General features: G+C 67.1%; 14 protein-coding genes. 3 read left to right on the forward strand and 11 right to left on the reverse strand.

All coding sequences use genetic code 11. From position 1 onward, the window contains the following. Positions 1-15 precede the first annotated feature (15 nt). From AC5RWA_RS06705 to AC5RWA_RS06715, 3 genes are read right to left on the reverse strand one after another with little or no spacing between them, the layout of a single operon-like run. Positions 16-1020 carry a TAXI family TRAP transporter solute-binding subunit gene (locus AC5RWA_RS06705; RefSeq protein WP_494056996.1) on the reverse strand — a complete coding sequence of 335 codons (1005 nt, stop codon included), beginning with the start codon at positions 1018-1020 and terminating at the stop codon, positions 16-18. Next, entirely contained in the window at positions 1013-2461 is a 1449-nt protein-coding gene (locus AC5RWA_RS06710; protein ID WP_494056997.1) for a sensor histidine kinase, read from the reverse strand. Before AC5RWA_RS06710 ends, AC5RWA_RS06705 begins: the two co-directional genes overlap by 8 nt. Further along, positions 2458-3126, reverse strand: a complete 669-nt coding sequence (locus tag AC5RWA_RS06715) for a response regulator transcription factor (protein ID WP_275728605.1) — start codon at positions 3124-3126, stop codon at positions 2458-2460. Before AC5RWA_RS06715 ends, AC5RWA_RS06710 begins: the two co-directional genes overlap by 4 nt. Positions 3127-3367: 241 nt before the next feature. Here AC5RWA_RS06715 and AC5RWA_RS06720 point away from each other — a divergent pair, with 241 nt between their 5' ends. Together AC5RWA_RS06720 and AC5RWA_RS06725 are read left to right on the forward strand one after the other, a co-directional pair. Next, a complete protein-coding gene (locus AC5RWA_RS06720; protein WP_494056998.1) occupies positions 3368-4774 on the forward strand; it encodes an MFS transporter in 1407 nt (468 codons plus the stop codon). Positions 4775-4901: 127 nt separating this feature from the next. Next, positions 4902-6305, forward strand: coding sequence for a serpin family protein (locus AC5RWA_RS06725; RefSeq protein ID WP_494056999.1), 1404 nt, complete (start codon positions 4902-4904; stop codon positions 6303-6305). Positions 6306-6342: 37 nt separating this feature from the next. Here the strand turns inward: AC5RWA_RS06725 and AC5RWA_RS06730 are convergent, their stop codons facing one another. The 4 genes from AC5RWA_RS06730 to AC5RWA_RS06745 all read right to left on the reverse strand — a co-directional run bounded on the left by AC5RWA_RS06730 (position 6343) and on the right by AC5RWA_RS06745 (position 9528). Then, complete coding sequence (locus AC5RWA_RS06730) at positions 6343-7200, reverse strand: hydroxymethylpyrimidine/phosphomethylpyrimidine kinase (protein WP_494057000.1); 858 nt, start codon at positions 7198-7200, stop codon at positions 6343-6345. Between the two features lie 87 nt (positions 7201-7287). Continuing rightward, entirely contained in the window at positions 7288-7872 is a 585-nt protein-coding gene (locus tag AC5RWA_RS06735) for a hypothetical protein (RefSeq protein WP_494057001.1), read from the reverse strand. Continuing rightward, complete coding sequence (locus tag AC5RWA_RS06740) at positions 7869-8837, reverse strand: TIGR01777 family oxidoreductase (RefSeq protein WP_494057002.1); 969 nt, start codon at positions 8835-8837, stop codon at positions 7869-7871. The genes AC5RWA_RS06735 and AC5RWA_RS06740 overlap by 4 nt, the downstream gene beginning before the upstream one ends. Before the next feature lie 34 nt (positions 8838-8871). Then, positions 8872-9528 carry a TetR/AcrR family transcriptional regulator gene (locus tag AC5RWA_RS06745; protein WP_494057003.1) on the reverse strand — a complete coding sequence of 219 codons (657 nt, stop codon included), beginning with the start codon at positions 9526-9528 and terminating at the stop codon, positions 8872-8874. 186 nt (positions 9529-9714) lie between these two features. Between AC5RWA_RS06745 and AC5RWA_RS06750 the strand changes: the two genes are divergently transcribed. Next, complete coding sequence (locus AC5RWA_RS06750) at positions 9715-10449, forward strand: queuosine precursor transporter (RefSeq protein WP_494057004.1); 735 nt, start codon at positions 9715-9717, stop codon at positions 10447-10449. Between the two features lie 76 nt (positions 10450-10525). Here the strand turns inward: AC5RWA_RS06750 and AC5RWA_RS06755 are convergent, their stop codons facing one another. From AC5RWA_RS06755 to AC5RWA_RS06770, 4 genes are all read right to left on the reverse strand, one after another. Beyond that, complete coding sequence (locus tag AC5RWA_RS06755; protein ID WP_494057005.1) at positions 10526-11518, reverse strand: type IV toxin-antitoxin system AbiEi family antitoxin domain-containing protein; 993 nt, start codon at positions 11516-11518, stop codon at positions 10526-10528. Between the two features lie 183 nt (positions 11519-11701). Beyond that, complete coding sequence (tgt, locus tag AC5RWA_RS06760) at positions 11702-13006, reverse strand: tRNA guanosine(34) transglycosylase Tgt (RefSeq protein WP_079598116.1); 1305 nt, start codon at positions 13004-13006, stop codon at positions 11702-11704. 69 nt (positions 13007-13075) lie between these two features. Next, a complete protein-coding gene (locus AC5RWA_RS06765; RefSeq protein ID WP_494057006.1) occupies positions 13076-13804 on the reverse strand; it encodes an SRPBCC family protein in 729 nt (242 codons plus the stop codon). Positions 13805-13851: 47 nt separating this feature from the next. Continuing rightward, positions 13852-14913 (reverse strand): DUF6707 family protein, encoded by a 1062-nt coding sequence (locus AC5RWA_RS06770; RefSeq protein WP_079598114.1) that lies wholly within the window; start codon positions 14911-14913, stop codon positions 13852-13854. Positions 14914-15001: the final 88 nt, after the last annotated feature.

The raw sequence follows: 15001 nt of genomic DNA on the forward strand, positions 1-15001 counted from the left end.
AGAGAGCGTGCCGGGTCAGCCGTGCAGTGCCCGGTATGCGTTCGCGGCCGCCGGATGGAGCGGGATGCCGGCCGTGTTGATCAGGGTCTCAGGGCTGAGGAACTGCACGCCAAGGCTCGATTGCGGGATCAGCTCGCCGGCGTGATGCACCAGCAGTTGGACGGTCCGCTCCACGGTGGCGGCATCCAGGTCCGTCCGGCACAACAGCAGGTTGGCAGCGCCCACCGTCCACACCGCCGGCACACCGGGATAACTGCCCTCCGGAATAAGCACCCTGTCGTACACCGCCCCATGCCGCTTGCGCAGCTCAGGCAGCAGCGCCGAGAGGTCCAGCAGTGCCAGCGGAACCTCCTGCTGCGCGGCGGCAACCGCGGCTGTGGGCACGCCGCCGGACCAGAACAGGGCATCCACCGTGCCCGCCTTCAGGGCGGCCAGGCCGTCGTTCAGTCCAAGGCTTACGACGGCGACCGTCCCGTCCGCATCGGTGCCACCGACCGTCCGGGTATCCAGGCCTGCTGCCGCAAGGATCCGCGGTGTGGTGAGGGACGTGCCGGATCCCGGCTGGCCGATGGCCACCCTGCGGCCGGCGAGCTGGCCGAGCCCGGTGATTCCGCTGTCCCTGCGTACCACGCAGTGAACATAGTTTTCATAAACCTTCCCGAGCGCCGCCACCTGCACCGGTGCCGCGCCGGGCTCCGGCGACTGTTCGCCCGCCGCGTCGGCCAGCGCGACGGCGAAGGTGGCCCTTCCCGCGCGCAGTTCCGCCAGGTTGTCCAGGCTTCCGCCCGTGGACACCGCCGTGGCCCGGCCCGCCACCCCGTGCCGCTCCAGCGCCGCGGCCAGCAGCGTGGAGAACTCCAGGTAAAAACCGCCAGGTTCGCCGCCCGCCACCGTCAGCAGGTCCGGCCGCTTGCTGGTGCAACCAGACAGGGCGAACGGCAGGAACGCGGCCAGGGCCGCGGAAAAACCGGCTTTCAGCAGTGTCCGCCTCGAAAGCGGACCCGCAAGCCCTTCAACCACGCACCTCACCTCCTCCGGATTCCGGATGGTGGCCAGTCGGGGGAGCAGGGAATTCCAGCCTGGCGGACAGGCCCTGCGGTGTTGCCGGAGCAAGCACCAGCCGGCCGCCGTTCGCCGCCGCCAACTCACCCACGATGGTGATGCCCAGCCCAGTCCCGCGGACCGAGGAATGCCGGGGTGAGCGCCAAAACCGTGTGGCTGCGTCGGCGCGCTCCTGCTCGGAAAGCCCGGGGCCGTCGTCGGTTATTTCCACTGTTGCCGTGCCCGCGCGAACCCGCACCGCAGCTGTCACCGTGGCGCCGGGGGCGTACTTGACCGCGTTGGTGAGGAGCTCGCCGGCCATCTGGGCAAGCTCCGCCGGATGGCAGGCAACCAGTGCCGGCGGGGAGGGAGGCGGCAGCAGGACAAGGCGGCACCCTGCACGCTCCGCAGCCGGAGCTGCCCGCTCCACCTCGCCCTGTAGAACGGGGTACGGATCCACCGGGTCGGCGGGCGGCCGGACGCCCGGACTGCTGAAGGCACGGGCGGAGTCCTCGGACGCCCGGTGCTCGGCAGCGGCAAGTTTCAGGACTCCGTCCAGAATCTCCTCCACCCGCTCCAGCTCCGCCACCGCGCTGGCGGCGGTGTCGTGCTCCCGGGCATTTTGCAGCTCAAGCTGGAGTACGTCCAGCCGCAGCCTGAGGGCACCGATGGGGTTCCGCAGCTGGTGCGAGGTATCCGCGATCAGCTGGCGCTGCGACTCGATGCTGGCGCTCACCGTGCGGGCCATCGCGGTGAAGGACCGGCTCAACTCGCGGAGTTCCGGCGGCCCGTCCTCCGGCAGGCGCCCCGCCCGTCCTGTCTTCGCCAGCTCGGTGACCGCCGAATTCAGGCGAAGGACAGGACGGAGCACCCACCCGGTCACCCGGGCCGCGGCCAGCAGGAGTACCGCGGCAAGGGCGACGGCGGCAACCGCCACCCCGAGCCAACGCCCGCGGAGCTTGTTGCGGGCAGTGTCGAGGTCCACGTCCAGGACGACGCCGCCCAGGACCTGGCTGGCGCTGCCAAAGGAACGGAAAATGAGTTCCGAGCCGGACCCGAAAGGCTCCAACGGGGCCAGGTCCGTGTCACTGACATTGAGCCCGGCGAGGGACAGGGCCTCCTGCACGTCGGTCCGCTCCTCACTCAGGCCCCCGGAGCGCAGGATGCCCTGCTGCAGCCGCACCACAATGCCTTCGCCGTAGAGGCTGGAATAGGTGTCCATTTCCCGCTGCAGCCGCACGGTGTCACCGTCGTTCGCAGCGTCGAAGGCTACCTGGGCCAGCCGGTTCAGGGACGCTGCCCGGTTGATCTGGACTTCCTGTGTCAGTTCGCGGGCGGCAGAGCCCAGGATGGTGCCGGAGACCAGGAAGACCACCAGCAGGCAGAGCACACTGAGGACCCCGAGGACGCGCAGCCTCACGCGGTATCCGCTTCCACCCGGTAGCCCACGCCCCGGACGTTGATGATGAACCCCGGCTTCTGCAGCTTGGCCCTGAGCCCGGTGAGATGGACGTCCAGCGAACGGGAGGAGGCGAGGAAGGCGTCACCCCACAGCGCGTCAAGGATTTGCTCCCGCGTCACCACGGAGCCGGCGTTCCGGGCGAGCAGGGCCAGCAGCTCGAATTCGGTGGCGGTCAGCGGAAGCACTTCGGCGCCCTTTGCCGCTGTGCGCCGGTCCAGGTCGATCTCGAGGTCGTCCAGGACAATGGTGCCCGGCGTCGCTGCGCTGCCGCGCCCCACCCGCCTGGTGACCGCTTCGATCCGGGCCAGCAGTTCCACCAGCTTGACCGGTTTGACCAGGTAGTCATCCGCGCCGGAACGGAGGCCAAGCACCACGCTGCGTTCGTCGTCGCGCGCGGTAAGGATGAGGATGGGGCAGTCCGTAACCTGGCGGAGTTTCCGCAGCACCTCCAGCCCGTCCATGTCCGGAAGCCCCAGGTCAAGGAGGATCACCTGGAAACGGCGGTGCGCCAGCAGGGCATCGGCGCCACGGGAAACCCTGGTTGCCTTCAGTCCCGCCGTCCCGACACCGGCCGCCAGGGCACCGGCCATGGCGTCGTCGTCCTCGACGATGAGCACTTCCATTGCCATGTTCCTGTCCTTCGCTGCGGGGCTGCGCCATCCCCCGTTTGTGGAGACTACCGCCTGGCGGACGTTTTTGCCCGGCCGGGCGGATGCCGGGCGGGACGGGCACGGGTTTTCGGACCGAAACCTAAGGAAGTGTTAGGAAAGCCGCTGCCACGTTGGTTGTGCCCTGCATCACCCATATTTTGGTGGGGGTCCTCCGCGCTTTCGGGAGACTGTTCACGCCAAGGAAGGTTCATTGATGAGCACCCAACAAGCAGCGCCTCTTAGCGAGGCAGCCCCGACGGAGGCAGCACAGACCCGCAGGGCCGTGGGAAATATCCTCAAAGGTTCCGCCGGCAACCTCGTAGAGTGGTACGACCTCTACGTCTATACCGTCTTCGCGGCCTACTTCCAGGCCCACTTCTTCAGCTCCACTGACGACCTGCAGGCTGGACTTGAGGCAATGGCCGTCTTCTCGACGTCGTTCCTCATGCGCCCCATCGGCGCCTGGTTCTTTGGCAGGTACGCGGACCGCAACGGCCGCAAGGCCGCCCTGACCCTCAGCGTGACGCTGATGTCCGCCGGCTCCTTTGCCATCGCGGTGCTGCCCACCCAGGACGTCATCGGCATCTGGGCCATGGTCCTGCTGGTGCTGGTCCGCCTGCTGCAGGGCTTCTCCGTGGGCGGCGAGTACGGCACCAGCGCCACCTACATGTCCGAAGCGGCAACGTCCAGGCGGCGCGGTTTCTTCTCCAGTTTCCAGTACGTGACCCTGGTGGGCGGGCAGATGCTGGCCCTGCTGGTCCTGGTGATCCTGCAGAACAGCATCGGCAATGATGCCCTCACCGAGTGGGGCTGGCGTATTCCGTTCGCGCTGGGCGGCGTCGCGGCCCTGGTGGTGCTCTGGCTGCGCCGCTCCATGGAGGAGACGGTCTCCGCGGACCAGATCCGCGCCGCACACGTTCCGGCTGCCGGCGAGGCGCAGCCCGGAACCCTCAAGCTGCTCTTCACCAGCCACTGGCGTCCGCTGCTGATCTGCATCGGCGTCACCCTGGGCGGAACCGTTGCCTTCTACACCTACACCAACTTCATCCTGAAGTTCATGAACGATACGTCCGGCATCGCCAAGACCGATACCTCCGTCATCAACTTCTGGGCATTGTTCATCTTCATGCTGCTGCAGCCCGTCTACGGCATCATCTCGGACAAGGTGGGCCGCAAGCCGTTGCTCCTCTGGTTCGGCATCACCGGCGTGCTGTTTACCTGGCCGCTGCTCTCCACGCTGTCCGGCACCAAGGATCCGTTTACGGCGTTCCTGCTCATGATGGGCGGCCTGCTGGTGGTGGGCGGCTACACCTCCATCAATGCGCTGGTGAAGGCCGAGCTCTTCCCGGCCTCGATCCGGGCTCTTGGGGTCGGGCTGGGCTATGCGATCGCCAACTCGCTGTTCGGCGGCACGGTTCCGCTGATCGGCGCGGCGCTGCAGAAGGCCGGCCAGGTGGACCTGTTCTTCACCTACGTCACCGTGGCCATCGCCGTTTCGCTGGTGGTCTACATCTTCGCGCTCAAGAACAAGAAGGCCACGCACCTGGACAAGGAACAGGGCGATGCCTGGGCTGCGGCCAAGACGGACGACGCCGACACGGTGGTGGGTGCCAGGCGCTGACTTAGCCCGACGGCGGCGCCCCCTGGCCGGCAAGGCCGGGCGGGCGCCGCTTTTCGCCGTCGTGCCGTCCCGTCGTCGTGCGGTCCCGGGGCCAGGGGCTCCGCATCCTGTTCGGCCCTGGCCGGGCGTGACCGAAACGACGGCAAACCGTGACCCGGCCGGCATCGCTACCTTCCGGTCCGGCTGCTTCACTGGACTCATGCAGCGGCTGGAAGTCCTGGGAAACTTTGCTCACGCAAAACACGCAAAGGTGCCGCGGCGGGCCGGCTTCGCGGCGCTCGGCGTTGTGGTTGCGCTCACCGCGTGTTCAGCATCCCCGCCCGGGCTTGAGACCGCCCCGGGCGTCGAGCGGGCCTCCGTGGACACTGCCGCCTACCCGCGGGAGCTTGCTTCCCTGCGCTCCTCGGCCTACGCGCTGGGGGAGGCCCTCCTGTCCGACGGCGGGGACTCCACCGCCGGGAACGTCGTCGCCTCACCCGGCAGCCTGCTCACCGCCCTGGTAATGCTCCGGGCCGGCGCAGCCGGTGAGACCGCCGCGGAACTGGACCGCGTCCTGGCCCTGCCGGTCAGCAACCGGGACGAAGCCGCCAATGCCATGCTGGCCGCCGTCGAACGCTACGAGGGTGATCCCGGTGCCGTTGATGAGGACAACCCGCCGCGGAAGCCCGTCATCCACTCGGCGAACGGACTCTTCCTGGACATCAACACCCCCACGGGAGCGGACTACCTGGACACCCTGGCCCGTCATTACGGCACGGGCGTCCACAAAGTGGATTTCCGCGACCGGGACACCACGGAACCCGCCATCGACGCCTGGGTGGACCGGAACACCGGTGGCCGCATCAAGAAGGCGCCTGCTGCTTTTGATCCGAAGAACACCTTCAGCATCCTCAACGCCATCTACTTCGCCGCCGCCTGGAACACCCCCTTCGACCCCTCCCGGACGCTTGACCGGCCCTTCACGACGGGAACCGGGGAAGTGGTCAACGTTCCCACCATGGGGCAGGCCGTTGACATGAAATACGCCGCGGGGGAGGGGTGGCAGGCGGTTGACCTTCCCTATGCGGAAGGGGCCGTGATGCGCCTTGTCCTGCCAGCGGACACTGCCGCCGGTCCCCCCGCCGGCAGTGCGGTGACGGCGGAACAGCTCTCCCGGCTGTCGGCCGCGCTGGATGCGGCGGCCGTCCAGCCCGTGCACATCACCCTGCCCCGCTGGGACCACAAAACCAGCTTCGACCTGCGGGAAGTCCTGGGAGCCATGGGCCTGCACAACACCCTCAACACCGCCGAAGACTTTGACGGGATCCAGTCCGGGATGAAGATCACGCAGGCCGCCCAGGCAGCCAACATCACGGTAGCCGAGAAGGGGACCGTGGCCGCTGCCGTCACCCAGATCAATGCGCAGGCCGTCAGCGGCACGCTTCAGCCGGACGTGTCGATCGTCTTTGACCGGCCCTTCCACTACCAGATCATCCACACAGAGACGGGGCTGCCGCTCTTTATGGGCAAGGTGGCGGACCCGCGCTCCTGATGCCGGCCGCTTGCTCTGCTGCGGGCGGCCGATGCGCCTAGCGGGCCCCGCCCTGCCACAGGGCATCGAAGGGCGCGCCTGACGCTACCCGGTTGCGGATCCCCGCGGTGACGAATTCTTTGGCCGTCCGGGCTGCTTCCAGCGGGGAGCCACCCTTGGCCAGCTCGGCAGTGACGGCGGCGGCCAGCGAGCAACCTGCTCCGGACACGGCCACCTCGCCCACCTTCGGGGCGCTCAGGACCTCCAGCGTCTGGCCGTCGTAGAAGACGTCGACGGCGTCCGGGCCTTCCAGCCGGACCCCGCCCTTCGCCAGGACTGCTGCGCCGCTGAGTTCGTGGATGCGGACGGCGGCTGCCTTGAGGGATTCGACGTCGGTGATCTCGAACCCGGACAGCGACTCCGCCTCGAAGTGGTTGGGCGTCACGAAGGTGGCCAGCGGCAGGATCTGCGCCTTGAGGGCCTGGTCCGTGTCGAGCGCGTGGCCGGGCTCCTGGCCTTTGCAGATCAGCACCGGGTCCAGGACCACGTTGGCAAACCGGTTGTCCCTCAGGGCACCGGCAACGGTGGCGATGGTGGCCGGGCTGCCCAGCATGCCGATCTTCACGGTGTCCAGCACCGACGGAGCGCCCGACGACGGACCATAGGCCGCCGTCGTCGCCTCCAGTTGGTGGGCAATCACCTGCTGGTCAACCGGCACGAAGCGGTGGTTCCAACTGTCGTTCGGGTTGAACGAGACGATGCAGGTCAGGTTGGCGATGCCGAAGACGCCGAGCTCCTGGAACGTCTTCAGGTCGGCCTGGGCGCCGGCGCCGCCGGTGGCTTCGGAGCCGGCGATGGTGAGGACCACGGCCGGGCTGGTGACGGTCTGCGTTGCATCAGCGGAAACGGAAGTCATGCCCCCATCCTGCCATCCGCCGTCGGGCAATTTCCTTGTGTGGCCGTACAGCCGCTGCCGGCGAGGGGTGTTCAGGGCCACAAGGGCCTAGTTCTGCCCGCGGTCCTGGTTGGTGTGCAGATCAATGCTGGGCTCGTCCTGGTTTGTGGAGTCCTGGGGCACCTTGCCCTGCTGGTTGCCGCCGTCCTGGCTGGCGCTGTCCTGGTCCGCGCCATCATGGGCGGTAGCGTCCCGGACTGTGCCATCCCGGGCTGTCCCATCCTGGTCGAGGCGCACCAGCCGCCAGATGGACAGCCGGCCGACGGCGAGGGCGCCGCCGCACGTGAGCGCGGCGGTGGCGGCGAAGGTCAGCACGTAGTCCGTCCGGGGCGCGGGGCCGGAGGCCAGCAGCGCGAAGACGATCCCCAGCACCACTCCCAGTCCTGCAAAGGCGGCAACGTGCAGCCACTGGTTCCGGACCGGCTGGAGCAGCATGGCCAGGGGTACGCCCAGGCAGAAGGCCAAGGCGATGGACGGCAGCACTCCCCAGATCACCGTCATCATGAGGGCTTGCCACCACGGGATCCAACTGCCGACCAGAAAGGCGAGCACCGTGGCGCAGCACACCAGGCTGACGAACGTCGCCAGCGCCAGCGCGCCCGTGCCTACGACGACGCGCCGCGGCCGGCTCACGCTGTTCCCTTGGCGATCTGTAGCAGTGCCCTGCCCAGCTCCGGCTGGCTGTAGACGAACCCCGAATCCAGCAGCTTCTGCGGCTGGACCCAGCGGCTCTTGAGCACCAGCTCCGTTTCCGTGCGGATCAGGACGGCGCCCGCGCGGAGCAGCCAGGCAGGGGTGGGAACGCCGAATCGTGCTCCATACGCGCGGCGCACCAGCTGCATCAGCTCCCGGTTGCTCACCACATCCGGCGAGGCCACGTTGACGGGGCCGGTGATGTCCGTCCGGGCGTGCAGGAAACGCGCGCACCGGTAGAGGTCCTCCACGTGCACCCAGCTGAACTTCTGCGTCCCATTGCCCATGTGCCCGCCCAGTCCCAGCCGCGCGAGGTTGGCGAACGGACGCAGGGCACCGCCTCCGGCACCCAGCACGATGGCAATGCGGAGCGGAATCTTCCGGGTCACCGGCGTGACGGCGGCCTCGAGCTCCGCCTCCCAGGCCCGGGCCACCTCCACCGAAAAGCCCGTCCCCAGTTCGCCGTCGGATTCCGTCTGCGGGCGGTCGCGGGCGTCGCGGTAGATGGTGCCGGTGCTGGCATTCAGCCAGGTCGAGGGCGGGCGCCGGCATTGGGCGATGGCACGGCCGAGTGCCGCGGTGGTGGAGATCCGGGAACCCAGGATCGCTGCCTTGTTCCGCGCGTTGTAGCGGCACGACACGGACCCTCCGGCGAGGTTGATGACCAGGTCGGCGCCGTTAATCACCTCGGTGATGGCGCCGTCGTCGTCCCAGGATGCGTGCGTTATTTTCCGGCCGGTGGTGCCGCCGTTAGCGCCCGGCCGCGCGGGAGTGCGCCGCCGCCCTCCGGTCCGCGCCCTTCCTACCGTTTTCACCGTCCAGCCGTCCTGCTCGAAGCGGGCGCGCAGGTACTTTCCGATGAAGCCCGAGGCGCCGGCGAGCACCACGGTCTTTGTCCTGGTCATGCTTTTCCCCCGATATTGTTTTGCTGGCTTGCGGCTATGCACGGATGCTCCGGCTGAGGCTGAGGATATCGTCCAGGAGCTTGCTGACGCCCGGGACGCGCGCCAGTGAGAGCACCCTGGCGATCAGCGGGACGCCGCCGTCCACCAGCTTCCTGGTGCGCTGCTGCCCCTCGGAGGTGTCGTAGACCCAGAACAGCGTGACGCCCATGTAGCCGAGCCACAGGAGTTCCGGAAGATCGGCGCGAAGCTTCTTGGGGACTGCCGGCCGCGCGCCTTCCACCGCCGACCGGAAGATCGACAGGGAGGCTTCGCGGGCTGCGGCGGAACCTGCCGCGAAGGGGTTCACTGGCGACGTGGGCCGGATGGCGGTGGTGAGGAAGTCGGCACCGAAGCGGTGGTACGGGGCCATGGAATCGAGGCCTGCATGAAGGGTGGCGCGGAGCCGGCTGCTGAGGTCGGTGGCGTTTTCCATGGCGGACAGCGCGCGTGCCGCATGCTCCTGCTGCACCTGCAGGTACAGCTCCTGGACCAGGTCGTCCTTTGAAGCGAAGTAGTAGTAGGCGTTGCCCACGGAGACGCCCGCCTCTGCCGCGATGGCGCGCATGGTGGTCTTGGCGAAACCAACCTCGCGGAACATCCGCAGCGCCACATCGGCCACCAACTGCCTGGTCTGCCCGCTTTTGGCCGTCATCCTTGCCCCCATTTTGAACGTGTCAAGAATATTATGACACGTTTTTGAACATGTTCAGTTTGAGCCCGGCCTTCACTGATAGTGCCTTCAGCGGCGCGGGTGGGAGAATAGGCCGACAGTGCTAATACAGCCGGCCTCCTCGCAGCAATCAGGGTGCCGAGCGAACCACTTTGAACGGACTCCCTCATGTCTTCTCCCTCCGGCCAGGACGCCCTGCCTGAAACAACTTCCTCCGGACCCGCGGCCAGGTTCGCATCCATCGGGTCCCCGTACTTCGGGATCATGCTGGCCTTCATGGCGGTGGTGCTGATCCTGTCCAACATCGGGGCGTCCAAGGGTGTTGCCATCGGGCCCATCGTCACCGACGGCGGCTTCTTCCTCTTCCCGCTGGCGTACATCCTGGGTGACGTCATCAGCGAGGTGTACGGCTTCAAGGTGGCGCGCAAGGCCATCCTCACCACCTTCGCGCTGTCCGTCTTCGCCTCGCTCTGCTACTGGGTGATCATTGCCCTGCCGGGATTCGACGACGAATTCGGAACGTCCAAGCAGGCAGCCCTTGAGGGCGCCCTGGGCCCGGTGCCGCAGATCGTGCTGGCCTCACTGCTGGCGTTCCTGGCGGGGCAAACCATCAACTCCTGGATCCTGGTCCGGATGAAGGCGCGTTCCGGCGAAAAGTCCCTGTGGGCCCGGCTGATGGGGTCCTCGGGCGCCGGCGAGTTCGTGGACACGCTGATCTTCTGCAGCATTGCGGCGTCCGTCATCGGGATCACTGATTTTGGAACGTTCGTGAACTACGTGGTGGTCGGGTTCGTGTACAAGACCTTGGTTGAATTCATCCTGGTCCCCGTGACGTCCCTGGTGATCGGCTGGATCAAGAAGCGGGAACCAAGCTACGGCACCGTGCCCGCCGCGGCCGCCTGACCGCTGTCCCGCCCGCAACTCCAGGATCCTCGCCCACGCCGAGGACGCCGGAACGGTGCGGTTTCGCCGGAACGTTTCAGCGTCCTGGATCCGTTCCGGCGATTTCGACGGCGGCGGGTGCCTCGGGCGCGGGCTGGCGCCTGAGCGCGTCCAGGACCCGGTTCTTGAACTCCTGCTCCCGGAAGAGGTCCCGCCATTCCACCCGGAGGAAGAACCAGCCGGCCTCGGTGAGCGCCTTTTCCCGGCGCCGCTCCTGGAACAGGACTTCGGAGGTTGGCTTGTAGTCGAAGTACTTGACCTTGCCGTCGAATTCAAGGGCAACCTTCTTGTCCCGCCAGGCGAAGTCCAGCCTGTGCCATCCCAACCGGGTTCGGACGTCAACCTGTGCGTCCGGCATGGGAAGCCTCAGCCGGGCCAGGAGTTCCCTGGTCAGTGTTTCTCCGGCCGATTCGGCTCGGGCGTCTGCGTTGGCCAACGCCATCCGCAGGTTCCGTACACCGCGGTGTCCCGAACGCCCCGCGGCCATGGCCTGCATCTGGCCCAGGTCAGCACCGAGCCGCAGTGCATGGTCCATGAGGATCAGCCCCTGGCGGTAATCAAGCGCCGTGACGCAGTCCACTACCGTCCGTTCAAGCGCTGTGACCCTCAGCCTGCCAATCGTTGTCACGTCCTGATCCGTGTAGGGCCGGGTGTGACCGCGTACGTCTTTCCCGAGGCGTTCGCCTGACGGCGATACCCGGAGCAGGATATGGATCAGGTCATTTACGTTCCAGAGGAAGAGGCCGTGAAGACGTGCAGCCGAGGTGTGGCTGTAGACATAGCCTCCCGTCGACGTCGTCAATGTCCCGTGGGCGTGCGCGTGGATCAGCTGCACGCTGCGGACAGTGGCCGGCTGTTTCTCCCACACCGCAGCGCGGATATAGCAGCCCCATCGCAGGCGGACCAGCTCACCATGCTTCATGAGCTGGCGGATGTCCCGCGCCTGCAGTCCCTTGGCGCGAAGTTGGTCCGTTCGCCACAGGTTTCCTGTCTCCGGAAGCCGGGAACTTTGTGCTTGAGGCTGTGTCATCCACCCACCTTCCGGCACGCCCCACAGCCCCGCCACGCTCCGCCGTCGTTATGTGCACAACGCCAGAACGCCGAAACGGTGCGGGGACGCCGGAACGTTCCGGCTTACCTGCACCGTTTCGGCGATTTCGACGGCGGCAAGCAGTGAAGGGGGGCGCGGGGTGAGCCCTAGCAGCGGCCAGGGTCAGGAGTAGTACTGCCCCAGGGTTTCGGCCTTGAAGTCGAAGAACGTGCCGGACTCGATGGCCAGCCGGGCGTCGTCCACCATCTTCACCACGAACCGCTCGTTGTGGATGGAGATCAGCGTGGCGGACAGCATCTCCTTGGCCTTGAACAGGTGGTGGATGTAGGCCCGGGAGTAGTGGGTGCACGCGTAGCAGTCGCAGCCCTCCTGCAGCGGCCCGAAGTCGCGCTTGTACTTGGCGCCGGACAGGTTGAAGCGCCCGGACGGCGTGTAGAACGCGGAGTTCCGGGCAACACGGGTGGGCGAGACGCAGTCGAACGTGTCGGCCCCGTTCTCGATGGCGGTGAAGATGTCGTCCGGTTCCGAGATGCCCAGCAGGTGGCGGGGCTTGTTTTCCGGCAGCTCCTCGTTGCACCAGCGGACAATCGTGCCGAGGTTTTCCTTTTCCAGCGCCCCGCCGATGCCGAACCCGTCAAAGGGCATGGCGCCCAGGTCCCGGCAGGCCTTGCGGCGGAGGTCTTCATACTGCGCGCCCTGGATCACGCCGAACAGGGCCTGGTACGGCTTCCCCACCCGCGAATCGGTCAGCCGGAAATGCTCCTCGATGCAGCGCAGCGCCCATACCCGTGTCCGCTCCAGCGATTCCTCCTGGTAGCCGCGGGAGTTCTGCAGGGTGGTCAGCTCATCAAAGGCGAACATAATGTCCGCGCCAATTTGGTGCTGGACCTGCATGGAGATCTCGGGGGAGAACCGGTGGCGGTCACCGTTGAGGTGCGATTTGAACCAGACACCGTCGTCGTCGATGTGGGCCAGCCGCTCCTTGCCCGGCGCCACGGCGTCATCCGGCCCGGATGCGTCCACCGATTTCATGTCGATGACCTTCTTGAACCCCGAGCCCAGGCTCATCACCTGGAATCCGCCGGAATCCGTGAACGTGGGGCCGGGCCAGTTCATGAAGGCCCCCAGTCCGCCGGCCTCATCCAGGATGTCCGCGCCCGGCTGCAGGTACAGGTGGTACGCGTTGGCCAGGAGTGCCTGCGCTCCCAGCTCAGCCATGGACTCCGGCAGCACCGACTTGACCGTCGCTTTCGTCCCGACGGCGATGAACGCCGGCGTCTGGATCTCACCGTGCGGCGTGGTGATGGTGCCGGTGCGGCCCAGGAACTCCCCGCCGTTCGCGTCCACCTGCGCAGCCGACGGCGGGCACGATTCCGCCAGGCGGGTGCCCACCCTAAAGGAGAATTCTGACTGGCGGGCGGGGAGTGCGGAAGCAGGCGACGGGGCGGAGGCAGGGTTGGCTGGCACCGTACCAGTGTGCCAGCAATCAGCACACCCCCGGCAATCAGTGGGGCGCCGGCAAACCGGCCAGGACCGTTAGCTCACCGGTTCCGACGAGGGGTAGTTCTCGGACCGCCAGGAGTCCCACGACGAACGGATGGCGTCGAGTTTGGCAGCGCCGAGGTCGTACGTGGAGGCGATGACCAGGGAGCCCTCACCCTCCTCGCGCACATCCTTGATGGCAGGGTGGTCGGCCACCACCAGGAGCCCCTCGCCGTGCTCCGCGTAGCCTTGGACTGTGAGCCCTACCTGATGGCTGGTCCGGTACCAGACCTTGCCGGAGATTTCCTCACCGGTGCCCAGCGTCAGCTGATAGGGCTCGCCGGGGGCCGGAACCGAGTCCAGTCCGAGCTTCTCGATCGCCGAGCCCTGCCCCTCGGTGAGGTGCAGGAAGAGGGTGTGGCGTTTGCCGTGCGGGTGGCGTTCCAGGGCGAAGCGGAGCTGCTGGAGGAAGGTCAGCCAGCCCTGGGTGATGTCCTCGTCCCAGGCGGCCCACTCCGAGTTGTGGTCCAGGGCCCCGCGTGTCACGCTCACGCGCGTTCCGTCCGTCACGGGCTGGAGTTCGAAGGTGTCCCCGCCGTGGACGGTGAGGCTGGTGTGGTCCGGAGCCTCCTCCACATCGCCGGAAAAGTAGATCTCCTTGATTTCGGCGTCCAGGTCCTCGGCCTGCCAGCCATGCCATTGGGAAACCTTGGACGGTTCACGCAGCATGGTCCAGACCTGCGGAGCATCGGCGTTGATCACTACGCTGAGATTGTTCGTCATAGCCCCGAATGTACAACTAAGGCCCGGCCCCGGGTAGGGGCTATTTGTTATGCGCGGACGGCCTCAAGCTCGTTGCTGATGCGGCGCTCCAATTCGCCCATGCCGATGGTTTCCGACCCGCCGTGCGCGCGCAGGAACAGCAGGGATTCCAGCCGCAACAACCGCCATTCGCGCTCCGCGTCGTGGTTGGAATTATCGATGGAGCGGAAGATTTCCTTGTCGTACAGGTTGGGCTCGTTGAGCGAGCGCTGCCGGACCTTGGCAGCCATCCGTGCCTTGAACGGATCCGTTTCCTGGTTCTCCGGGGTCCTGATCAGTTTCTCGTAAACGGCTGCCCGTTCGTTCTGCCCGTCCTGCCGGCAGATGTAGCTGGCCAGCGCCAGGGACGCCTCCACCGATGCCCAGCGCCCGGGGTTTCCGTCGTAGGGGAGGACGGTGAGGAGGTCGGCAACGGCCAGCGAGCTTTCGGCGTCCTTGAGCGTGATGAAGAGTTCGTGCGCGAGGTCACTGAGGTCCTTCAGGCAGCTTCCGGATTTGAAGTTGACGCCCTTGGCCAGCCGGTCGGTCAGCAGCAGCACTCCCATCGCGTCCGGATGCGCCTCCGCTGCGGCCTCCACCACGGATTCCGGGGTGCCGGCCGGCGCCGGGATCAGGGCCAGTTCCTCCTCGCTGGGACCGTTCGCGGCGGGCGGGACGGGAGGAAGGGGAGGTACGACGACGGCGGGCACCGCCGCGACGGGCGCCGGCTTTTCGCCGGGCTGCTCCTGCGGTGATTCGGCAGGCTGCCCAACCTCGGCCGGTTCCTCCGGGTGCCCTGGTTCAAGGGACTGCCCTGCGTCCTGGGAAGGGGAGGTTGCCAGCGCAAGGTGCGTGACGTCGTCGGACTGCTCCTCAACAACCGTTACCGAGGAGCCGACGGCGATGCGCAGCGTCCCGCCGCCCGTCAGGCTGGCGAGCACCAGTGCCGGCGCGCCGAAATCGTCCCGCTCAAGCTCCACCTGGTGGATCTCGGCCGTCCGTTCACCGTCCGGCAGGAGGATGAGGTTGCCGGTGGTCAGGGATCCAGCCTGCTGTTCACGGAGGTGCCGGGCGGCTGGTGTTTCGGTCATGGGAGTCCTTAAGTTCTCTTGCGGTCCGCCCTACAGTCTACAAAGGCGGGCACCTAATATCGGGGACCCCCAGGTTCCGGCGAGGGCG

The sequence above is a fragment of the Arthrobacter sp. 210 2 genome, assembly GCF_059093025.1.